The following is a 22,910-nucleotide window of genomic DNA, read 5'->3' as shown; positions in this document are numbered from 1 at the left end:
GTGGCCCATGATGTCCGGGTCGTCACCATGCATGGGGGAAACCAATGTCGGTTGCTTGCTTACAACACAATTGACGTAAACGGCAGGTCCGTGCACTACCGCCGCCCCGGCCTTTCCTGCCGGCCCGCGCGGCCGATGCCTTATACTGGCGCCTGTACCGATCTGCCGCCGCCGGCACGGCGCCCGTCCGGCGCCGCCGCGCGCCGGCCACCACTCATCATGCTGCGAATTAACGAACTCAAACTCCCCCTGAACCACCCCGACCACGCCCTGCGCGACGCCATCGTCGGCCGGCTTGGCATCGAAGGCGACGACCTGATCGATTTCACGGTCTACAAGCGCAGCTACGACGCGCGCAAGAAGAGCGCCATCGTCCTGACCTACGCGCTCGACGTCGACGTGCGCGACGAAGCGGCCGTGCTGGCCCGGCTGGCACACGATCCGCACGTCGTTCCGGCACCCGATACGAGCTACAAATTCGTGACGAAGGCGCTGCCGGCCCCGGGCGTGCCGCGTCCCGTCGTCGTGGGCATGGGGCCGTGCGGGCTGTTCGTGGCGCTGATCCTGGCGCAGATGGGCTTCAAGCCGCTCGTGCTGGAGCGCGGCAAGATCGTGCGCGAGCGCACCGTCGACACCTTCGGCTTCTGGCGCAAGCGCAAGCTGAACACGGAATCGAACGTGCAGTTCGGCGAAGGCGGCGCGGGCACGTTCTCGGACGGCAAGCTGTACAGCCAGGTCAAGGACCCCAGGCACTACGGCCGCAAGGTGCTGAACGAATTCGTGAAGTCGGGCGCGCCGGAAGAAATCCTGTACGTCAGCAAGCCGCACATCGGCACCTTCCGCCTCGTCAAGATGGTCGAGCAGATGCGCGCGGAGATCCTCGCGCTGGGCGGCGAGATCCGCTTCCAGACGCGCGTGGAAGACGTGCTGATCGAGGGCGACGGGAATGCCCGCCAGGTCGTCGGCGTCAGGCTGCATACGGGCGAGACGATCCCGACCCGCCACCTCGTGATGGCCGTCGGCCACAGCGCGCGCGACACGTTCGAGATGCTGTACGAACGCGGCGTCTACGTCGAGGCCAAGCCGTTCTCGATCGGCTTCCGCGTGGAACACCCGCAGTCGCTGATCGACGTGTGCCGCTTCGGTCCGAACGCCGGCAACGAGATCCTCGGCGCGGCCGACTACAAGATCGTGCACCACGCTTCCAACGGGCGCAGCGTGTACAGCTTCTGCATGTGCCCGGGCGGCACCGTCGTGGCCGCCTCGTCCGAGGAAGGCCGCGTCGTGACGAACGGCATGAGCCAGTATTCGCGCGCGGAACGCAATGCCAACAGCGCCATCGTCGTCGGCATCACGCCGGCCGACTACCCGGGCCACCCGCTGGCCGGCGTCGCCTTCCAGCGCGAACTGGAATCGCGCGCCTTCGTGCTGGGCGGCGGCAACTACGATGCGCCGGGCCAGTTGATGGGCGACTTCGTGAAAGGCAGGGCGTCGACCGAATTCGGCAGCGTCGTCCCGTCGTTCAAGCCGGCCGTGCACCTGACCGACCTCGCCCCTTCCCTGCCCGACTACGCCATCGTCGCGATGCGCGAAGCCTTCGTCGCCTTCGACAAGCAGATCAAGGGGTATTACAAGGAAGACGCCGTGCTGACGGGCGTCGAGACGCGCACGTCGTCGCCGATCCGCATCAAACGCCACGACGACAACCTGCAGAGCCTGAATACGCGCGGCCTGTACCCGGCGGGCGAAGGCGCGGGCTACGCGGGCGGCATCATGTCGGCCGCCATCGACGGCATCCGCGTCGCCGAAGCCGTCGCGCTGGCGATGGTCGGCTGATCCTCCTCATCGGTTCCGGGGCCGGTTCCGGGGCCGGCCGGCCCCGCCACACCCCGCCGGCGTGCGCACAAACGGTGCATGTGAGGCATCAATAGATTTCGCACAGGAATATTGTTTCAAATTCTTACAACTGCTGATGTAAATCTGTCTGTTTTTGACGTAATTACACAACAAAATTACCCGGGTTTTAGTTTCTGTGGTGTATCTTTACCAGTCTTGAAATATTGGTGAACCGCTATTTCAAACTTGCTTACCTAAAACAACAGGACCAAGATGCTCACTGAAAAAACCATGGCGCGCACCCTGCGCCTCGTATTCTCCGGCACCACCCTCGCGGCCGGCTTTGGTTTCGCTGGAAATGCCCTGGCACAAACCCAGGACGCCCAGCAGGCCCCGATCGCCCGCGTCGAAATCACCGGCTCGGCAATCAAACGGATCGACGCTGAAACCTCCGTGCCCGTCACGGTGATTCGTGCCGACGACCTGAAAAAGGAAGGCATCACCACCATCGAACAGGTGATGGCCAACCTGAGCGTCTCGCAAGCCCAGCAAGGCACCAGCCAATCGGTGGGTTCCAGCACCGGCGGCGCCTCGTTCGCCGACCTGCGCGGCATCGGCCAGAACAAGACCCTGGTGCTGCTGAACGGCCGTCGCCTGGCGAACAATGCCTACGACAGCTCGGCCCCCGACCTGAACATGATCCCGTTCGCCGCGCTCGAGCGCGTCGAAGTGCTGCGCGACGGCGCATCGTCGCTGTACGGCTCCGACGCCGTCGGCGGTGTGATCAACTTCATCACCAAGAAGAATTTCCAGGGTGGCGTCGCCACCTTCGGCGAAGACGTCCCGTCGCATGGCGGCGGCCGTTCGATCAACGCCAACGTGGCCTTCGGCTTCGGCGACCTGGACACCAAGGGCTGGAACATCTCGGCCGTGATCGACCACCAGGAACAGTATCCGCTGACCGGCACCGACCGCTCGTACAACACCCGCTATCCCGGCGGCCTGTCGTCGTCGACCTTCCCGGCCAACTACTACCAGGGCGGCGACAGCGTCAACCCGGCGGGCCCGGGCTGCACGACCGGCGTACACCTGATCCCGGACGGCGGCACCGGCTGCCTGATGACGACCTCGTCGTTCGTCGACTACGTCCCGCGCAACGTGCGCGACTCCGGCCTGATCCGCGGCACCATGAAGCTGGGCGAGCACGAACTGGGCGTCGAGTACCTGACGAGCCAGAGCATCGTGGCCACCACCATCGCCCCGGTCCCGTACGGCGGCCTGTACATGAACCGCCTGCGTCCGGACGGCACGGCCAACCCGTACTTCCCGGCCGGCCTGGATGCGGCCTACACGGAACCGTACATGCCGGACGGCGTGCAGCCGGGCTTCGCCCACGTGAAATGGCGCGACATGCCGAACGGCGTGCGCCAGGACAAGAACACGAACCGCCAGCAGCGCCTGGTCGTTTCGCTGCAAGGTAACATCGGCGGCTGGGACTACGAGAGCGCCGTCACCTGGAACGAAAACCGCGTGCAGGAGCAGCTGTTCGGCTACAGCAACGGCAACATCATCACCGACGGCGTCCTGAATGGCGTCATCAACCCGTTCGGCGACCAGTCCGCCGCAGGCACCGCGCTGCTGAACTCGGCTGCACTGTCGGGCACCATCCAGTCCGCCCGCGGCCAGTCCACCGGCGCCGACTTCCACGCCAGCCGCGAAGTGGGCGACTGGCTGAACGCCGGTCGCGCCGCCGCACTGGCACTGGGTGTCCAGGGTACGTACGACAAGTTCACGAGCGCCGCCAATACGGAGTTCGCCGAGAAGGTCGTCGCATCGACCGGTATCGACCCGAACACGTTCAATTCCGGCACGCGCCACGTGTTTGCCGGCTACGGCGAACTGAACGTCCCGATCAACAAGACCCTGGACGTGACGGGCTCGGTCCGCTTCGACAAGTACAGCGACTTCGGCAACTCGACGAACCCGAAAGTGTCGTTCCGCTGGCAGCCGGCACAGTCCGTGATGCTGCGCGGTTCGTACTCGACCGGCTTCCGCGCGCCGTCGCTGTACGAGATCCACTCGGCACAGACCTACACCAACACCGCCGGCACCTACGACGACCCGATCAACTGCCCGGGCGGCACCCCGCTGCCGGGTCACTCGCGCGCCGCGAACTGCAGCCAGCAGTTCCAGGTGCTGGGCGGCGGCAGCAACACGCTGCAGCCTGAGAAGTCGAAGAACGCCACCCTCGGCCTCGTGATCGAGCCGCTGAAGGGCCTGAGCGTCGGTTTCGACCTGTGGGCCCTGAAGCTGGATCACCAGATCAGCACGCTGAGCCAGGACGACGTGTTCGCGGATCCGGTCAAGTACGCCTCCGTGTACCACCGCAACCCGAACGGCGAACTGTCGGTGGACGGCTCGCAATGCCCGAACCCGGCAACCTGCGGCTATGTCGACCTGCGTAACCAGAACCTGGGCGGCATCATCACCAACGGTCTCGACCTGTCGGCCAACTACCGCTTGCGCAGCGCCGCCTACGGCAACTTCACGTTCGCGTCGAACACCACCTACGTCCACAAGTACGACTACCAGAACTCGGAAGGCGGCGAGTGGCACAAGAACGTTGGCGTGTACTCGGGCAACAACCCGGTGTTCCGCTGGCAGTCGACCAACAACCTGGTGTGGAACAAGAACGCCTACTCGGCCGGCCTGACCGCGCACTACAAGAGCGGTTACGTCGACCAGGACCCGACCAACCACGTCGCTTCCTACACCACGTTCGACACGTTCGTCGCCTGGACGCAGCCGAAGGGCCTCGGCCTGACGGTCGGCGTGCGTAACCTGTTCGACAAGGATCCGCCGCTGTCGTACCAGGACGCCACGTTCCAGGCCGGCTACGATCCGCGTTACACGGATCCGCTGGGCCGTACCTTCTACGCGCGTGCGACCTACACGTTCTAAGCTGGCCGCCACGTAGCAATGCAAACGCCCGGTGCTCGCGCACCGGGCGTTTTTTATTGTGCCGGTGATTCAACGCAGGGCGGGCTCACCGGGCCCGCCCGGCATCACAACCAGCCAGCCTTCTTGAACTTGCGATACATGTAGACGCCCACGGCAATCATGATGGCGAGCGCCGTCGGATAGGCCCACTTCCACTCCAGCTCGGGCATGTACTTGAAATTCATGCCCCACACGCCGGCGAACGCCGTGAACACGGCAAAGATCGCGGCCCACGCGGCCAGGCGCTTGTTCACTTCGCTCTCGTCGATCGAGACCATCGACAGGTTCACCTGGATCGCGGTGCTGGTCGTGTCGCGGATCGAGTCCAGGCGGCCGCCGATGCGGATCAGGTGGTCGTGCACGTCGCGGAAATAATCCTGCGTGCCGGTGACGAGCGTCGGCACGCGGCCGCCGTGCAGCCGGCCGATCGCTTCCATCAGCGGCATCACGGCATGGCGCAGGACGAGGCCCTTTCTCTTCAACTGGTACAGGCGCTCGACGTTCTCGCGCTGGGCGCCGTGCGTGAAGATGCGGTCCTCGACGGTCTCCAGTTCCGACTCGAGCATGTCGACGATGGGGAAGTAGCGGTCGACGACGGCGTCCATCAGCGCGTACATCACGAACGCCGATCCCATCTTGAGCAGGTGCGGTTCGCGCTCCGCGCGCGCGCGTACGCCCAGGAAGCCCTTGGCCGAATCGCGCCGCACCGACAGCACGTAGTTCTTGCCGGCGAAGATCGCCAGTTCGCCGGAGGCGAGACGGTCGCCTTCGACGAGGTCGACCGTGTGCACGACGGTGAACAGGCAGTCGCCGTATTCTTCGATCTTGGGGCGCTGGTGGCCGCGCGCGGCGTCTTCGACGGCGAGTTCGTGCAGGCTGAACTCTTCCTTCATCTGCGCCATTTCGGCGTCGGTGGCATCGCGCAGCGCAACCCAGACGAAGCAGTCGGGTTTAACGAGAAAATCGCTGATGTCCTCGACCGGGATGTCGCACAGCTTCTTGCCTTCCTGGTAGGCGACACAGTTGATCAGCATGTCATCGGGTGGTTGTTGCTAAGATGACAGAGCTTACACCAACGTCACGCGTGCCGGCATTACGCGAACGTCCGCGTGGGCTCGGGGAGCCCACCCTACGCGCCCCGCCCGCCGTAGGGTGGGCACCCCGTGCCCACGCGCGCAGTGTCGAACAAGCCCCGCGGGCCTTTCGAATAAGGCCCCCGGGCCTTTCGAATAAGGCCCCCCGGGCCTTATTCGTCCTTCGCGCCGTCGATGCCGAGTTCGGCAATCTTGCGCGTGATCGTATTGCGCCCGATCCCGAGCCGGATCGCCGCGTCGTTCTTGCGTCCGTGGGTGTGCTTCAGCGCCGTGCGGATCAGTGCCGATTCGAACTGGCGGCCCAGCACGTCCATCACTTCGACCTGCCCTTCCGACAGCATGCGCGCGGCCTGCATTTCGAGCAGGCCGATCCAGCCGTCGGCGCCATTCGGCGGCGCGCCATGGTCGGCGCCGTGCGCCGCGGCGGCGGGCGGCGCGGCGAACGCGACCGTGCCTTGTGCGCCGACGCCCGAGCCGAGTCCGACGGCAAAGCCGTTGCCGCCCGCCGGGGCGGCCTGGGCCTGGGTCAGGTCGCGCGGCAGGTCCTTCACTTCGACCGTCTGGCCCGGCGCCATCACCGTGATCCAGTTGCACAGGTTTTCCAGCTGGCGCACGTTGCCGGGGAGTTCGAGGCCGGTCAGGAAACGCACGGCCTCCTCGCTCATGCGCTTGGTCTCGACGCCCAATTGGCGTGCACTCTGCACCAGAAAGTGGCGCACCAGAATGGGGATGTCTTCGCGCCGCTCGCGCAAGGACGGAAGGCGCAGGCGGATCACGTTCAGGCGGTGGTACAAGTCTTCGCGGAACAGGCCGTCGCGCACGCGTTGTTCCAGGTTCTGGTGCGTCGCGGCGATCACGCGCACGTTGGCCTTCACGGGCTGGTGCCCGCCCACGCGATAAAAATGGCCGTCGGACAGTACGCGCAGCAAACGCGTCTGCAAATCGAACGGCATGTCGCCGATCTCGTCCAGGAACAGCGTGCCGTTCTCGGCCTGCTCGAAGCGGCCGCGCCGCATCGCCTGCGCGCCCGTGAACGCGCCGCGCTCGTGGCCGAACAGTTCGGATTCGAGCAGGTCCTTCGGGATCGCCGCCGTGTTCAGCGCGATGAACGGCTGCTGCGCGCGCGGGCTGTGCTTGTGCAGGGCGCGCGCGACGAGCTCCTTGCCGGAACCGGATTCGCCGGTGATGAGGACCGTCACGTTCGACTGCGACAGGCGGCCGATGGCGCGGAACACTTCCTGCATCGCGGGCGCCTGGCCCAGGATCTCCGGCGTTTCGCCGGGCGCGATGTCGACGCTGGCGTCGCGCAGGCTTTCCTCGAGGGCGCGCCGGATCAGCGCGACGGCCTTGTCGATGTCGAACGGCTTGGCCAGGTATTCGAAGGCGCCGCCCTGGAACGAGGCGACGGCCGAATCGAGGTCGGAGAACGCGGTGATGACGATGACCGGCAGGCCGGGATGGCGTTCCTTGACGGCCGCCAGCAGGTCCAGGCCCGATTCGCCCGGCATGCGGATGTCCGACACCAGCACCTGCGGCGTATCCGTTTCGAACGCTGCCAGCGCTTCGCGGCCGCTGGCAAAACTCCGGGTGGCGAGGTTCTCGCGCGCCAGGGCTTTTTCCAGCACCCAGCGGATCGATGCATCGTCGTCGACAATCCAGATTGGTTTCATGTAATTCGTTTTTCCCGCGAAGGTTCAAGGGGGACCGACGCAGCCGCCCTCTCATCCGCTGCTTATGGCAGGGGAATCAGGATGCGGAAATCCGTCAATCCAGGCCGGCTTTCGCACTCGATCAGTCCCATGTGCTGCTGCACGAAGGTCTGCGCCAGGGTCAGCCCGAGACCGCTGCCGCCTTCGCGCCCGGAGACGAGCGGATAGAAGATGCGGTCGCGGATATCGGGGGCGATGCCCGGTCCGTTGTCGATGATATGCAAGTCTAATGCCAGGCCGTAACGCACCTTCGCCAGGGTGACCTGGCGCGCCACGCGGGTGCGCAGGACGATCTCGGCGTCGCCCGCCGCGATCCGGGCGCGCAGGGCCTGGGCGGCGTTGTGGACGATGTTCAGCACGGCCTGGATCAGCTGTTCCTTGTCGCCGCGGAACTCGGGAATCGACGCGTCGTAGTCGCGCCGGATGGCGAGCCCGGACGGGAACTCGGCCAGCACGAGGCTGCGCACGCGCTCGCACACTTCGTGGATGTTGACGTCGCCCACGATGTGCGGCCGGCGGTGCGGCGCCAGGAGGCGGTCGACCAGCGTCTGCAGGCGGTCGGCCTCCTTGATGATCACCTGCGTGTACTCGCGCAGGGAACTGAGGTGCACGTCCGGCAGTTCCAGCTCCAGCAGCTGGGCCGCGCCGCGGATGCCGCCCAGCGGGTTCTTGATCTCGTGGGCGAGGTTGCGGATGAGCTCCTTGTTGGCCAGGCTCTGGTCGAGCAGGCGCTCCTCGCGGTCGAGCTTCAGTTGCTGGACGTTCTCGCGCAGCTCGACGACGACCTCGGCCTCGCCGGCCGCGCTGACGATGCTGTGCACGTGCAGCGGGTCGCGCGCCGGACGGAACAGCGTGAGGTCCTGGCGCAGGTCGGCGTATTTGTGGGCGATCGCCTGCTCGCACAGGACGCCCAGTTCCTCGCCGTTGGTGAACAGGCCGACGAGCTTCTGGCGCGACAGTGCCTTGGCGGACATGTCGAGCAGGTGCTCGGCGGCCGGATTGGCGTAGCGCACGAGCCCGCCGGCGTCCGCCACCAGCACGGCGGAGGCGAGCATGTCGAGGCCTGCGAAACGGTCGTGCTGGAGGGGCTGGGCCGGGGTTCCGTTCATCGCAGGGGTGTCGTCCTTATCGTATGTTGGCGATCTCGCGCCTGAGCGCTTCGATGTTCTTTTCGCTGCGGCCGATGTCGTCGCGCATCTGGGCCACGCGCTCCTGGTACTTCGCGTAATTCTTTTCGTTGCCCTGGCGTTCCGGTTCGCCGTTGTTGAAGTCGCGCTTCAGGTCCGCCAGTTTCTTTTCCTCGGACCGCAATTCGTCCTCGAGGATCGCGCGCCGGTCGTCGTCGCGCGCGCGCTGCGTGGCCGTGTCCACGCGCGGGAATCCCGCCGGATTCGGGTTCGCCGCCGGGCGCCCCGCCCCTTGCCGCATCGTCACCGCGGGCGCGGCGCGCGGCGCCGGGGCCGGCGTCGAGATATAGCCGGGCAGGTCGAGCACTTTACAGCCGGGTTTATTGATGTCGGTGAACTCCACCCGGCCATCCTTGGAAACGCATTTGTAGACGACGGAATCGGCCCGGGCACCGTCGTGCGCGGCAAGTCCCGCGAGCAACGCCAGGCGCAGGAAGAAGCTGCTTGTCATTCGCATCGGAGCAGTCTGGATGCATGGTTGGGAAGCTTCCGACTATACCCCATCCAAGAAAAAACGCGAGGCAGCCGGCTGGCTTTCCCCGCGTTTTCGTTACTGTGTGGATACACTCCAGTGCCGTTCGTTTCCAATCCGGCACTGGGTGATGCCAACGAATTACGACGAGTAGTACATGTCGAATTCGGCCGGGTGCGGGGTCATGCGCAGACGCTGGACTTCCTGCATCTTCAGGTCGATGTAGGCGTCGAGCATGGCATCGCTGAACACGCCGCCGCGGGTCAGGAACTCGCGGTCCTTGTTCAGGGAGTCCAGCGCTTCTTCCAGCGACGAGCAGACCGTCGGGATCAGCTTGTCTTCTTCCGGCGGCAGGTGGTACAGGTCCTTCGTCGCGGCTTCGCCCGGGTGGATCTTGTTCTGGATACCGTCCAGGCCTGCCATCAGCAGGGCTGCGAAGCACAGGTAGACGTTGGCCAGCGGGTCCGGGAAGCGGGTCTCGATGCGGCGGCCTTTCGGGTTCGCCACGTGCGGGATACGGATCGACGCCGAACGGTTCTTGGCCGAGTAAGCCAGCTTGACCGGGGCTTCATAGCCCGGCACCAGGCGCTTGTACGAGTTCGTGCCCGGGTTGGTGATGGCGTTCAGGGCCTTGGCGTGCTTGATGATGCCGCCGATGTAGAACAGCGCGGTTTCCGACAGGCCGGCATAGCCGTCGCCGGCGAACAGGTTCTTGCCGTCTTTCCAGATCGACTGGTGGACGTGCATGCCCGAGCCGTTGTCGCCGTTCATCGGCTTCGGCATGAAGGTGGCGGTCTTGCCGTAGCTGTGGGCGACGTTCCAGATCACGTACTTCAGGTTTTGCGTCCAGTCGGCGCGCTCGACCAGGGTCGAGAACTTGGTGCCCAGTTCCATCTGGCCCGCACCCGCCACTTCGTGGTGGTGCACTTCGACCGGGATGCCCAGCGATTCGAGGATCAGCGAGATTTCCGAACGCATGTCCTGGAAGCTGTCGACCGGCGGGACCGGGAAGTAGCCGCCCTTGACGGAAGGACGGTGGCCGCTGTTGCCGCCTTCGAATTCCTTGTCGGTCGACCAGGAGGCTTCTTCCGAATCGATCTTGACGAAGCTGCCCGACATGTCGATCTTCCAGCGGACCGAATCAAAGATGAAGAATTCCGGCTCCGGGCCGAAGTAGGCGGTGTCGCCGATGCCCGACGACTTCAGGTACGCTTCGGCGCGCTTGGCGATGGAACGCGGGTCACGGTCGTAGCCCTTGCCGTCCGACGGTTCGATCACGTCGCACTGCATGAACACGGTGGTCTCTTCAAAGAACGGGTCGATGTTCGCGGTGTTCGGATCAGGGATCAGCAGCATGTCCGATGCTTCGATGCCTTTCCAGCCGGCGATCGACGAGCCGTCGAATGCGTGGCCGGATTCGAATTTGTCTTCGTCAAAATGCGAGATGGGAACGGTCACGTGCTGTTCCTTGCCGCGGGTATCGGCGAAGCGCAAATCAACGAACTTGACTTCGTTGTCCTTCAGCATCTGCATTACATCTGCGGCGGTCCTTGCCATTCGTATCTCCTAAGTCAAAAAGGGGTGTCGACGCCGACGGGGCGTGCGACAGGCGCATTTCCTTCTAAGCAGAAATTATGCCAGCATTTTTCCCTGAACAAATAAATAATGAATACTTTGAGGCCACTCAATTTGGCCCTTAAAATCAATGACACCGTATGGGTGCACGGATTTGATGCAAACTTATGCATACGCACCAAACAAGTGCAATTTGTCGAGTATGCACCGATTTGATGCGCAGTGCACCAAAAGTGCGAGCCGAGGCGTCGCTACGAACTGTAACGGTGCGGCGACGGCGCCCGCAACCAGGATAGATGGAGAACATGACATGAGTACGACCGACGAGATTCTCGCCAATGCCCGGACCCGCGCGCCCGGCCAGCCTTACGCGGGCGCCGTCACGCCGCTGGAAGCGTTCGCGCTGCTGCAATCGGACCCCAGGGTCAAACTGGTCGACGTGCGTACGAACGCGGAACGCGACTGGGTCGGCCGCCCCGCGCTGCCGGACGCCCAGCACGGCGCCGTCCAATGGTCGCTGTACCCCGGCGGCGCGCCGAATCCCGATTTCGCCACGCAACTGCAAAACGTCGCCGCGCCGGGCGACGTCGTCCTGTTCCTGTGCCGGTCCGGCGTACGTTCGCGCCACGCGGCCCGCACGGCCACGGAACTGGGCTACCCGAACGCGTTCGACATCCTGGAAGGTTTCGAAGGCGACCGCGACCCCGAAGGCCATCGCAAGACCGTCGGCGGCTGGTGCAAGGCCGGCCTGCCCTGGATCGGCGCCTGATCCCCGTCATCTCCTGGCCGCACCGTGACAATCGCTGAGATTCCGCACGGTGCGCGCGTGCTAGCATGCCGGCTCACCGCTGACCTGGAGATGGAACCCATGAAGATCGAATCCGCCGTACCCGCCCGCCTGCGCGTGCGTCTCCTGTGCGCGGGCGTCGCGGCGCTGTTGTGCGCATGCGGCCCCGGCGGTCCCAAGCGCGAGACGGACGACGGCAGCGGCGGCGACACCGGGCCGAGCACGGGCATTTCCGTGCTGGCCGGCGATGCCGCGGTCAGCGGCAGTTCCGACAACAAGGGCGCGGCCGCCCGCTTCAATACGCCGCGCGGCATCGCCATCGACGCGAACGGCAACCTGTACGTGGCCGACCAGCTGAATTTCGCGATCCGCAAGGTCGCGCCGGACGGCACCGTGTCGCCGTTCGCCGGCATGCGCGGCACGAGCGGGACGAAGAATGGCACGGGCACCAACGCCCTGTTCACGCAGCCGTCGGCCATCACGATCGACGGCAACAGCGACCTCTACGTCACGGACGGAGTGGCGATCCGCAAGATCACGCCGGACGGCACCGTCAGCACGGTCATCACGTTCGCCGCCAGCGACTTCTCGGGCGACACCCGGCTCTTCCCCGGCGGGATCGCCGCGGACGGGTCCGGCAACCTGATCGTGACGACGGGCGTCGACACGCGCCGCGTCCCGCTCGCGAATCCGAATCGCTGGACGAAGCTGGAAACGGGTGCCGTCGAGATCCTTCCCGGCACGACCGACCCGGTCACGCGCGGCGTCGCCGTGAATGCCGACGATACGGCCTACGTGGCCGACCTGAAAAAGACGATCAGCCGCGCCACGTCCGGCGCGTCGAGCCTGGCGACGTTCGCCGGTACGCCCGGGCAGACGGGCAAGGACGACGGCAACGCGACGACAGCCCGCTTCCAGCAGGTAGTCGCGCTCACGGTCGCCAAGAACGGCGACCTGTACGCCGCCGACGCCGTCAACAACACGATCCGCAAGATCACGACGAATGCGGTCGTGACGACGCCGGCGGGCACGGCCGGCGCGACGGCGCTGAAGACGGGCAAGCTGCTCGGCAGCTTCGCCACGCTGCGCGGCCTCACGGTCGCCCCCGACGGCACGCTGTACGCGACGTCGGGCCACGCCGTCGTCAAGATCGTCCTGCCGTAACGCGTCGAACCCTCGCCAACACAGCGGCAACGTCACGCGTGGGCACGTGGTGCCCACCCTACCGGCTGCAAATACGAACGTGGCGTGGGCACGTGGTGCCTACGCCGGCCGTGCCCACCCCACTGGCTGTGCAGAACGTAGGGTGGGCACACTGTGCCCACCCTACCGCCTGTGCAGTCACGCCAACACACCGGCTACGTCGCCCGTGGGCACGTGGCGCCTACGCCGGCCGTGCCCGCTATTAGCCGTCCTGCGCGGCTGCGGGCACCGCCAGCATGACCTTCACGCGCTGGCGCACGAAGTTGATGTGGCTGCGCAGGCCGTACAAGGCATCGGCATACGCCAGCGGGATCGAGATGTGGTTGACGCGCTGCTCGATGTCGTCGAGGCGGCGCAGCAGCTCCGCGCGCGCCTCGTCGCGGTGCGCGTCCCCCGCATTCTCCAGCGCCTGCTCGACGGCGCGCAACTGGCCGTACCAGCGGTACACGCGCGAGCGGATGCGCCATACGTACAGCGGCGGCACGATCTTCGACAACGGGATGATCAACGCGGCCAGCGCCACGACGACGACCCACAGCCGGTCGAACAGGTTCGCCAGCCAGAAGGACAGGTAGCGCTGCAGGAACGGCGGGCCGTCGCGGTAGTACTTGGCCGCTTCGCGCGCCACCGGGATCTCGGTATAGCGCGGCGACGGGAACTGCCCCTGCTGCTGGAACCAGCCCGTGCCGCCGTGGATCTCCGTGGCCGCCTTGACGAACAGGTCCACCAGCGCCGGATGCAGGTCCGCGCGCGCGACGAGGGTCGCGGTCGGCGCGATCAGGTGGACGTTGCGCGCGGGGATGTCGCGCCCGAGGTCGACGATCCCGCGCGGCAGCACGACGTGCGTCAGGAACGGCAGCCGGCGCGAGTACGCCTCGGCCTGGTGGAAATCGAACAGGCGGATGCCCGGCGTCTGCAACAGCATCTGGATCAGCGGCGCTTCCGGGGCCGAGCTGAACACGAGGCCGTCGATATGCCCCGCCAACAATTCCACCGTGGCGGGCGTGTTCTCGAGCGAGGACGTGGTCAGCTGGCCCGGCTCCAGGCCGTTCACGGCCAGCACCTGGCGGAACAGCTTGGGCACGCCCGTGCCTTCCGGACCGAGGTTGATGCGCAGGCCCTTCAATTGCGTGATGCTGCGCACGTCGAGCTTGCGCCCGCGCGCGTCGCGCTCGCGCAGGAACAGCCAGACGGGTTCCGTGAACAGGCTGCCGAGGGAAACGAGGCCGCGGCGCTCCGCCTGCGCCTCGCTCGTCGAGCCGCTCTGCACGAAGGCGATGTCGGCCTTGCCGTCGATGAGGCGCTGCAGGTTGTCTTCCGAACCGGGCGAGCGCTGCTGCTCGACCTTGATGCCGTCGCGCGCCAGGATGACGCCGTACTGGCGGCCGAATTCCTCGTACGCGCTGTTCTCCTGCCCCGTCGCGAGGACGACGTGGCGCGGCGGCGCCGGGTCGACGACGATGTACGCGACGATGCAGGCGGCCAGCACGAGCACGGCCGTCGGCGCCACCGCCAGCAGCAGGTCGCGCAACGATACGAGGCTGAATTTACGCAGCGGGAGCCGCTTCATGCGGCCCGGCTCCCGTGCGCCGGGTTAGCGCACCCGGCGCTCACTGCAGCACTTCTTCGACGGCGGGCGGCTTGGCGCGCGACGTCCTGGGCGGCGTATCCGCTTCGGCCGCGGGCTTCGCGGCCGGCTTGTGCACGGCGGGTCTGGCGTGGCCCTCCGCGTCGCCCTTGTGGACGACGGGTGGTCTGGCCGGGACGTGTTCGTCGGCCGCGGGCTTGTGCGGCGCGGCGTGCGCGCCCTCGCCCACAGCCTTCGGATGCGTCTCGCCGGCCGGCTTGACGGCGGGCTTCTCGGCCGGCTTGACGGATGGCTTCTCGGCCGGCTTCGCACTGGCCTTGGCGACCGGTTCGGCCTTGGCGGCCGGGGCGGCATCGGCATCGGCGGGCGCCGCGTCCGCCGGCACGGCCTGCTCGGTATCGCGCGCGACGGCGTCCGCCGGTCCCGCCGGCGCCGGCGCGGCGCGCTCGACGTGCAGGCCCGGGATGGTCACGGTGTCCTGGTGCGCGATCATCGGCATCAGGCTCGGGGCCAGCGTCACCAGCAACTGCACCGGCAGCGCGCTCGTGAAGTCGTAGTGGGCGGAGTCCGGACCATGGACGTACGCCGTCATGCTGCCGAAGAAGCGCTCGCCGATGTTGAACACGAACGTGGCGGAGCGGTTCACGTAGCGCGACTCGATCAGGCGGTGGCCGGCGCCGTAGACGTCGAAGCGCTGGTCGCCCGTGCCGGTCTTGCCGCCCAGCGCGATCACGCTGCCGTCTTCCTTGACGAAGGCGGTCTTGACGCGCTTGGCCGTGCCTTCCTGCACGACGCCGCGGATGGCGTTGACGACGGCGCGCGCCACCAGGGGATTCAGCACCCGCTCGCCCTTCTCCGCGTCGCTGCGCTTGACGAGGGTCTCGTACGGCGTGTCCTTGGCGAAGTGCAGCGAATCGATGCGCTGCGTGGGCTTGCGCACGCCGCCGTTGATGAGGATGCCCATCAGCTCGGCCAGCGCGATCGGACGGTCGGCCGATGCGCCCAGGGTCGTCGCGTACGACGGCACGAGCGAGTCGAACGGATAGCCCATCTTCTTCCACTGCGCGTGGATCTTGAGGAAGGCTTCGACCTCGATCAGGCCGGCGATGCGCTTGTCCTGGGCGTGCTTGCGGTGCGTCTTGAACAGCCAGGAATAGACTTCCTGGCGCTGCTTCGTCGACGCGGCGACGACCTCGTCCCAGCCGGCTTTCGGATGGGTGCGGAAATAACCGACGAGCCACAGCTCGAGCGGGTGCACGGAGGCGACGTAGCCGCGGTCGGCCAGCGACATGTTCGCGACCGAGTACTGGTCGTACATCTTGGCGATGCGCTCGTCGTCGACCTCGGCCTCTGCCGGCAGATACTTATGCAGGAACTTCGCGAACTCGTCCGGCGACGCGTCCGGGTAGATCGTGCGGTGCACGGCCGCGATCTTCGAGGCCTTGATGCGCACGCCCTGCATCAGCGCCGTCTCGATCTCGTCCCAGTTCTTGCCGCGGTACTTGTTCCAGAAGCGCGCCAGGAAGTCCTTGCCTTCGCGGTCGGCGAAGCGCGACAGGTATTCGGCGCGGCGCGGGTCGTCGGCGTCGGCCAGCAGCTGGGCGGACGAACCGGGCAACTGGAACATGTAGTAGCGCACGACGTCGCGCATCAGGCGCACGAACACGAGGTTCGTCGAGTGCTGCAGCGCCTCCTGCACGGTGAGGATGCGGCTGTCGTCCAGCTTGCTGAAGTTGCCGAAGATGTGCACGCCGCCACCGGTGAAGAACGCTTCGCCCGGGTTGCCCGAATACTTGCGCTCCATCGCTGCGCCCAGCATCGGCACGAGGCCGCGGTCGGCGCCGTCCGGCAACGCCTTGAAGTAATCGACGGCCCACTGGCTCAGCCGGTCCTTCGGATCGACGGTGACCTTCGCGAGTTCCGCCTTCGACATCGGCTCGTAGCGCTGGTGCAGCTGGTCGATGATGTCGAGGTAGGTCGTCAGCGTGCGCAGCTTCGCGGTCGAGCCGAGGTCGAGCTTGGCGCCCTCGTTGATGTCGAGCGGCTGGTCGTAATTGTCGGTCTGGACGCGCAGGTAGTTGGCCTTGTCGCCGCGCTCCATCAGCGTGAAGCTGTACACGACCTTGGACGGGTCGCCGTTGCCCAGCATGCCCTTGCCCGTCAGGCCGGCGGCGGCCGCGGCTTCGTTGTCGGTCAGCTTGCGCAAGGCGGCCGTGACGGCTCTCTGCGCATCGGCGTTCAACGTCGTCACGACGGAGAGGTCGAGGCGGTCGAGGTTGTACAGGCGCGAGTCGCCCAGCAGGGTGGCCAGGTGGTTGCGCACGGCGTTGGCGGCCTTGCGCGTGACGAACGTGTTCGCCGGCGGCGGCGCCACGCCCGAACCCAGCGCGGGATGCAGCACGGTGGCGAGCGCGGCGTCGCGCAGCTGGGGCGAGATCACGCCCGCCTGCGCCAGCACGCGCAGGTGCGAGTTCGTGAGGGTCTCGAGATCCTTTTCGCCGGCGCCCAGGTAGTAGGCCGGACGGCGCTGCGCGATCATCAGCGACAGCGCTTCCTTGTAGACGAGCGCGAAGTCGGGGGTGACCTGCGCATTTGCCTGGTTATTGGACAGGACACGGTTGACGTCATTGAAATCGCGGCCGTACCAGACCCACATGCCGTCGCCGATGCCGTTCACTTCGCCGTAGCCGAGCTTGGCCGACAGCGGCACGGTGTTCAGGTATTCGAGCACGATGTGGCGCCGGGTCTTGCTCGTGTCCTCGCCGTCCTGGTAGGAACGCAGCGTGGCCGAGGCCATCTGGCGCAGCTTGTCGCCCAGCGACGCCGTGCGGCCTTCCGGCGAATGGCGGTACTTTTCGATCTGCGTGGCGAGCGTGCTGCCGCCGGCGACGCGGCCGCCGCCGCCCAGGCCCACCGCATGGACCGTCTTGTCGAACACGGCTTTCGAGAAGCGGTCCCATTCGACGGCCGGGTTGCGCTTGGGATAAGTCGTGTCGAGCAGTTCGCGGTTCTCGATGAACAGCAGGCTCTTCACGAGAACCTGCGGCGCGGCGTCGAACCGTTCGTACAGGCGCTCGGGGAAGCGGGCCGAGAACAGCGGCGCGCCGCTGCTGTCGAGGATGTCGAGGCCGGCGCGCGTCTTTTCGCGGTACGTGGCGAACAGGCCGAGGTCGGCCATCTGCAGCATCTTGGGCGACATGCGCGCCTGTTCGACGACGACGTAGTCGCGCGTCTTGAGCTTGGCCAGGTAGTTCGGCAGATTGGAGTAGCCGAGGCGCTCGTCGTACGGGCTCGCCTGCGGGAAGCGGATCGCGTTGCTGGGCCCCTTGCCGACGCGGTAGGTGAGCTTGCTCGCCAGGCCGGCGAAGAAGCGCGCTTCCAGCGCCGACGTGCGGCTTTCGTACACGCCCACGGCGGCCACGGCGGCCACCACGAGCAGCAGCAGGACGAGCATCGCGCGTTTGGTCTTGCGCCAGCGCCGCTTGGGCGGCGCCGGCTGCTGTGGCGGCGGCGCGGCGCCGTCGCCGGTGTCGGCGTCCGGATCGAGCGCGGGCTCGAGACTGGGTTCCAATCGCGGCGGCATGATACGAACGGGAACATCCTGCTCGGCCGCCATGGCGGGCACGCCGGCGAGAGAGGGTTGCACCGGCGCGGCCCCACCAAAGAAGCGGTGGAATGCGCGGGCGAAGAAGCGGGGCCGTCGGAGACGGCGAATACTATCCATGATGGCTCAACCGGTTTGAAACACGCCTGCAAATCCCGTCAACCTGCTCGCCATCCTGCTGCTGGTCGGTTCGAGTGATCCCAGGTCGTAAAAGTTCACAAAGCAGGTGGCGACCTCACTCTGGATCGTCCCTGCTCACAAACATCATTCCACCACATCAATGTGACATGCAGGAACCACACATGCAGTTTTTTGACGTCGCCCTGCCATTTTCGCAAAAAAACAACGGCTCAGTTTGCCCGGCTGTCCACGGGCGGCAACGGCTGTGTTTCCACTTCCATACGTTCGAGCGCGGCGCACATGTCGGCCCACGCCGCATCGACCTGTTCCGGCTCGCCTTTCACGCCCAATTCGATATGGCGCCGCGTGTGCGCATCGCCCACGCTGGGCAGGCTGAACACGCGCACGCCGGGGTAGCGCGCCTCCAGCGATTCCATCAGCGGCGTGAGCGCCGCTTCGGCCTGTTCGTACACCAGCAACGCCCGTTCGCGCCGGGGCTCGCGGTGGAAGCGGTCGGCATACAGCGTATCGAGCACCCACGCGATCATCGGCCACGCCATCACGGGAAAGCCGGGCACGAAGTGGTGCTGCGCCACCGTGAAGCCGGGGATGCGGTTGTAGGGATTCGGGATCAGGCGCGCGCCCGCGGGGAATTCGGCCATCTTGAGGCGCTGCAGGTTCTCGGGCGCGCGCAGGTCGGCGTCGGCACCCGCGGTCTCGCGGATGCGCTCCTCGACCAGCGTACGCCCTTCCGGATGCAGTGCGAGCGGCACACCGAGCGCCGCGGCGGCGCACTGGCGCGTGTGGTCGTCCGGCGTGGCGCCGATGCCGCCGCAGGACAACACGACGTCGGGTCCGGCGAACGTGCGCTTCAACAGCGCCGTGATGCGCGCGGGTTCGTCGCCCACGACCTCGGCCCAGGACAGGCGCAGGCCGCGCTCGCCCAGCAACTCGATGACCTTGGGCAGGTGCTGGTCGCGCCGCTTCCCGGACAGGATTTCGTCGCCGATGATGATGAGGCCGAATGCCATGCGTACCTCCTTCCGGTTCCAGTGTGCCACAGTGCGCCGCAGCCTGCCGCGCGCATTGGCCGAGCTTCGGCTGCGTGCACCGACGGTCAGGGCTCGATGTCTTTCAGGACCTGTCCGGCGCGCAGGTCGGCCAGCGCCTGCAGGCAAAAGTACTGGAACCACAGGCCCGTGAAGATGAAGATGACGAGGTAGAGCCAGATCGACAGCACGGCCAGCACGGGGAACAGCACCACCGAAAACAGCGCGCCGCCCACCCATGCGACGCCCGGCAGCGCGCCGAGCAGGCCGGACACGGTGCCGATCAGCAGCAGCGACCGGCGCTGCGCATGCACGATCGTGCGGCGCTCCTCGAGGCTCGCGTGGATGGCGAGCGCGTCGTAGCTCATCACGCGCGCCGTGAGCCAGCCCCACAGCACCGCCTGCACGATGAGGGCGACGGGCGCCAGCGCGTACAGCGGCAGGGTGACGAGCCACAGCAGCGCGAATACGACGATGCCCGACAGGTTCACGCCGAGGCTGCCCAGGAAGCTGCCGCCTTCCCTGCGTTCGAGCGCCGGAAACTGCACGCGGCTGACGTGGCGCGCAATGGCCGGCATGGCGCCCACGCCGATGAACAGCAGCGACGTGATGATCATCAGCGGCAGCAGCACGAGCATCGCCACGAGCGGGATCACGAGCGTCTTCAAGAAGCCGAGGCCCAGCGTGGCGAGGATGCCGTTGCTCGTCTCGAACAGGCCGTAGTCGGCGAACAGCGCGTGCAGCCAGTCCAGCAGCGGCTGCATGCCGGCGTACAGCAGGCCGCCCCACAAGGCCAGCGACAGCAGCAGCGGCACGATGGACAGGAGCAGCATGCGTCCCGAAAACTGGGAGCGCAGCGCGCGGCCGTAGGCGATGGCGACGGGGCGCATCATGCCGCCTTGCGCCGGCTGCCGGCTTCCATCAAGCGCACGAGACCGAGCCACTGCTGGCGCCAGAAACCGCGCCCGTAGTCGCGCGCGGGACGGCTGGAGCCGTCCGGATTCGTGCGCGCGAACTGGTCGCGCACGCCGGTGCCGTGCCAGCCGGCGGCGAAGTTGGCGGTGCCGAAGACCAGGTCCCACACGGGCAGCAGCACGCCGAAATTGCAGCCGCCCAGCTCATGCCCTGGCGATTCGTGGCCGACGCCGACGGCGTGGTGCGTGCGGTGGAAGCGCGGCGACACGAGCAGGCGCTCGCCGAGACGGCCGAAGTGGATGCGCACGTTCGCGTGCTGCAGGCTTTGCAGGCCGCGCGAGACCGATACCAGCAGCACGTACTGGCTCGGCGCCACGCCGATCGCGAGCGCGAGGACGGCCATGTAGACGTCGCGCAGCAGGTCGTCCAGCAGGTGGTTGCGGTCGTCGCTCCAGAGGTTCATGTTCAGCTGGCTGTGGTGCAGGCTGTGCAGCGCCCACCACCAGCGGAACCGGTGCTGGCCGCGGTGGAACCAGTAATCGAAGAAGTCCAGCACGACGAGGTACAGCAGGAAGCTGGCGAGCGGGTGGAAGCCCGTCATGAGCCCTTCCAGGTTGAACGGGTGGACGCCTTCCAAGCGCAGCAGGCCGGCGACGTGGTCCATCACGGGGTCGAGCGTGAAGAACACGGCCATGCCGAACAGGCCGAGGCGGTGGATCAGCGTGTAGATGAAATCGTTCCGGCGCGCGGCGCGGTCCGTCATCTCCTGCACGGGGATGACGGCTTCCAGCGGACGCAGCACGAGATACAGGGCCGCCACTTCGCAGGCGCCGGCGAGGAACCACTCGACGCCCTCGAAGGCGTCTTCGAGGTATTCGCCGAGGCCCATGGCGAACATCGCCGGTTCGACCATGTGCTCGAACAGCCATCCCTGCAGGAAGGCGAACCAATCGAGGAAGTGCTGGATCATGTGTCTTTCAGTGTGCCGGTCGGGATCAACGCCAATCAAGGCTGCATGCGGCGGTAGTCCGGATGCTCCCTCAGTGTAGCGAAACAGAAGCCTTTGCGCTCGAGCCCGGCGATGAGCGGCTCGAGGTTCGCGGGCATCCACGGGTCCTTGCGCGACCAGATGCCCATGTGCGCCATGAAGATGTCGCCGTCCTTCAGATTGGCCAGCGCGCGCTTGAGGAGCACGTCGTTCGGGAATTTGTCGCTGGCCGTCTCGTCGCCCGAGAAACCGGCCGGCGCCCAGCCCACGTGCCGGTAGCCGCACGCCTTGGCGGCCGCCAGGATGTTGGGCGAGCTGTGGCCGCCCGGCGTGCGGAAGATCGGGTCGAGATGGCGGCCGGTGAGCTGCGCGAAGCGCGTGTCGACGCGGCGCAGTTCGTCGCAGTACTGCTGCTGCGTCCACGTTTCCCGTTGGCCGGCGTGGGCGCCGAACTGCGGCTTGACGACGATGCGCCCGCCCGCCGCGTCGCGCTGGAAGTAGACGTGGTCGAACGTGTGGCTGCCGAACGCGTGGCCTTCCGCCACGCGCGCCTTCCAGAAGCCGGCCCAGGACGGATCGAGCGACCAGTCGCCGCGCACCGTCTTTTCGTTGGCGAGGAAGAACGTGGCCTTGATGCGGTGGCGGCGGAGCGTGGCGGCGATCAGGTCGGCCTGCGACTGGCTGCCCGTGTCGAACGTCAGGTAGATCGTGCCCTTGCACGCGGGCGCCTCGTCGGGCTGTGCCGCCGCCTGGGCGATCGAGGTGGCCGCCAGCAGCGCCACGGCCGCGGCGTACGGGGACCGCGCCATCACAGCCGCGGCGCCGCGTTGGCGAAGAACACGCCGTGCGGCGAACGGCCGACCGGGATCAGCTTGATCACCTTGCGGCTCGCCACGTCGATCACCGCGACCTTCTTGATCCAGCGGAGGGTCACCCACAGCGTCTTGCCGTCGGCCGTGAGTTCCATGCAGTCCGGACCGCCCGGCACGGGGATCATGCCGACGTTTTCCAGCGTGACCTGGTCGATGACGTTGATCGAATTCTGCACGCGGTTCGACACGAACACGTGGCGGCGGTCGCCCGCGGCGCGGAAGTTGTGGGCGCCGTTACCCGTCTTGATGCGCTTGACGGTCTTTTGCGCGCGCCAGTCGATCACCTCGACGTAGTCGCTGCCCATGATCCCGACGAGCAGGTACTTGTCGTCCGGCGTCATCGTGATGCCGGCCGGGAGCTTGCCGACCGGGAGCGTCCATTTGACGGCCTGCGTCCTGAGGTCGATCGCGCTGACCTGGTCGCTGCCCTGCTGCGTGACGAATGCCGTCGTGCTGTTCGCATCGAACGCGATGTGGCTGGGCATGCGCGCGAGCGGCAGCCGTTTGCTGAGCGTGAGGCTGGCGCCGTCGTAGCGGTAGATGTCGACGTGGTCCATGCGCAGCGCCGCCGACACGAACCACTTCTGGTCCGGGGAGAAGCCGATCTGGTACGGATCAAGCACGCCCGGCAGGCGGCGCTGCACCTTCCCGGTGACGGGGTCGAGGAAGACCAGCTCGTTGCCGGCGGAACTGGCGACGATCAGCGACTTGTTGTCCGGCGTGGCCATCAGGTGGTGCGGCTCCTTGCCGACCGCGAACGTGCCGTTGTCGGCGCCCGTCGCCTGGTCGAGCAGCTGGACGGTGGCGTCGCGCGAATTGAGCACGACCACGACATTCGCATCGGCGGCCTGGATGGCCGAAAACAATGAGAAACCGAGAATGAGAGACTGGTGGAAGCGACGCAGCATGGA

16 protein-coding genes are annotated in these 22,910 nt (G+C 66.6%); 4 read left to right on the top strand and 12 right to left on the bottom strand.

What is annotated here, in order from left to right; genetic code table 11:
- The first annotated feature begins 219 nt into the window (after positions 1-219).
- Positions 220-1,836: an NAD(P)/FAD-dependent oxidoreductase gene (locus tag ACEN9Q_RS02590; RefSeq protein ID WP_056438973.1), complete on the top strand. Its 1,617-nt coding sequence runs from the start codon at positions 220-222 to the stop codon at positions 1,834-1,836.
- 273 nt (positions 1,837-2,109) lie between these two features.
- Positions 2,110-4,797 (top strand): TonB-dependent receptor, encoded by a 2,688-nt coding sequence (locus tag ACEN9Q_RS02585; protein WP_495627261.1) that lies wholly within the window; start codon positions 2,110-2,112, stop codon positions 4,795-4,797.
- 104 nt (positions 4,798-4,901) lie between these two features.
- On the opposite strand, the gene corA is transcribed toward ACEN9Q_RS02585, so the two are convergent.
- From corA to glnA, 5 genes are all read right to left on the bottom strand, one after another.
- The gene (gene corA, locus ACEN9Q_RS02580) at positions 4,902-5,870 is read right to left on the bottom strand and encodes a magnesium/cobalt transporter CorA (RefSeq protein WP_056438967.1); all 969 of its coding nucleotides are present in this window, start codon (positions 5,868-5,870) and stop codon (positions 4,902-4,904) included.
- Between the two features lie 212 nt (positions 5,871-6,082).
- On the bottom strand, positions 6,083-7,600 hold the full coding sequence (gene ntrC, locus ACEN9Q_RS02575) for a nitrogen regulation protein NR(I) (RefSeq protein ID WP_056438965.1): 1,518 nt from the start codon (positions 7,598-7,600) through the stop codon (positions 6,083-6,085).
- A gap of 62 nt (positions 7,601-7,662) precedes the next feature.
- Positions 7,663-8,748: a nitrogen regulation protein NR(II) gene (gene glnL, locus ACEN9Q_RS02570; protein ID WP_056438962.1), complete on the bottom strand. Its 1,086-nt coding sequence runs from the start codon at positions 8,746-8,748 to the stop codon at positions 7,663-7,665.
- A 16-nt stretch (positions 8,749-8,764) separates the two neighbouring features.
- The gene (locus ACEN9Q_RS02565; protein WP_495627260.1) at positions 8,765-9,277 is read right to left on the bottom strand and encodes a DUF4124 domain-containing protein; all 513 of its coding nucleotides are present in this window, start codon (positions 9,275-9,277) and stop codon (positions 8,765-8,767) included.
- A gap of 162 nt (positions 9,278-9,439) precedes the next feature.
- Positions 9,440-10,855 (bottom strand): type I glutamate--ammonia ligase, encoded by a 1,416-nt coding sequence (glnA, locus tag ACEN9Q_RS02560; RefSeq protein ID WP_056438955.1) that lies wholly within the window; start codon positions 10,853-10,855, stop codon positions 9,440-9,442.
- Between the two features lie 328 nt (positions 10,856-11,183).
- Between glnA and ACEN9Q_RS02555 the strand changes: the two genes are divergently transcribed.
- A complete protein-coding gene (locus ACEN9Q_RS02555; protein ID WP_056438952.1) occupies positions 11,184-11,642 on the top strand; it encodes a rhodanese-like domain-containing protein in 459 nt (152 codons plus the stop codon).
- Positions 11,643-11,741: 99 nt separating this feature from the next.
- The gene (locus tag ACEN9Q_RS02550; RefSeq protein ID WP_495627259.1) at positions 11,742-12,824 is read left to right on the top strand and encodes an NHL repeat-containing protein; all 1,083 of its coding nucleotides are present in this window, start codon (positions 11,742-11,744) and stop codon (positions 12,822-12,824) included.
- 241 nt (positions 12,825-13,065) lie between these two features.
- Here the strand turns inward: ACEN9Q_RS02550 and ACEN9Q_RS02545 are convergent, their stop codons facing one another.
- From ACEN9Q_RS02545 to ACEN9Q_RS02515, 7 genes are all read right to left on the bottom strand, one after another.
- The gene (locus ACEN9Q_RS02545) at positions 13,066-14,433 is read right to left on the bottom strand and encodes a TAXI family TRAP transporter solute-binding subunit (protein WP_495627258.1); all 1,368 of its coding nucleotides are present in this window, start codon (positions 14,431-14,433) and stop codon (positions 13,066-13,068) included.
- A 40-nt stretch (positions 14,434-14,473) separates the two neighbouring features.
- Positions 14,474-17,905 (bottom strand): transglycosylase domain-containing protein, encoded by a 3,432-nt coding sequence (locus ACEN9Q_RS02540; protein WP_495628909.1) that lies wholly within the window; start codon positions 17,903-17,905, stop codon positions 14,474-14,476.
- 500 nt (positions 17,906-18,405) lie between these two features.
- The gene (locus ACEN9Q_RS02535; protein WP_495627257.1) at positions 18,406-19,206 is read right to left on the bottom strand and encodes a competence/damage-inducible protein A; all 801 of its coding nucleotides are present in this window, start codon (positions 19,204-19,206) and stop codon (positions 18,406-18,408) included.
- A gap of 86 nt (positions 19,207-19,292) precedes the next feature.
- On the bottom strand, positions 19,293-20,117 hold the full coding sequence (locus ACEN9Q_RS02530; RefSeq protein WP_495627256.1) for an EI24 domain-containing protein: 825 nt from the start codon (positions 20,115-20,117) through the stop codon (positions 19,293-19,295).
- Positions 20,114-21,109 carry a sterol desaturase family protein gene (locus tag ACEN9Q_RS02525; RefSeq protein WP_495627255.1) on the bottom strand — a complete coding sequence of 332 codons (996 nt, stop codon included), beginning with the start codon at positions 21,107-21,109 and terminating at the stop codon, positions 20,114-20,116. The genes ACEN9Q_RS02530 and ACEN9Q_RS02525 overlap by 4 nt, the downstream gene beginning before the upstream one ends.
- A gap of 35 nt (positions 21,110-21,144) precedes the next feature.
- A complete protein-coding gene (locus tag ACEN9Q_RS02520) occupies positions 21,145-21,936 on the bottom strand; it encodes a polysaccharide deacetylase family protein (protein ID WP_495627254.1) in 792 nt (263 codons plus the stop codon).
- Entirely contained in the window at positions 21,936-22,907 is a 972-nt protein-coding gene (locus tag ACEN9Q_RS02515) for a YVTN family beta-propeller repeat protein (RefSeq protein ID WP_495627253.1), read from the bottom strand. The genes ACEN9Q_RS02520 and ACEN9Q_RS02515 overlap by 1 nt, the downstream gene beginning before the upstream one ends.
- Between the last annotated feature and the right edge of the window lie 3 nt (positions 22,908-22,910).

Source organism: Massilia sp. Masssp93, assembly GCF_059491295.1.
This window is presented reverse-complemented; position numbering and strand designations above follow the sequence as displayed.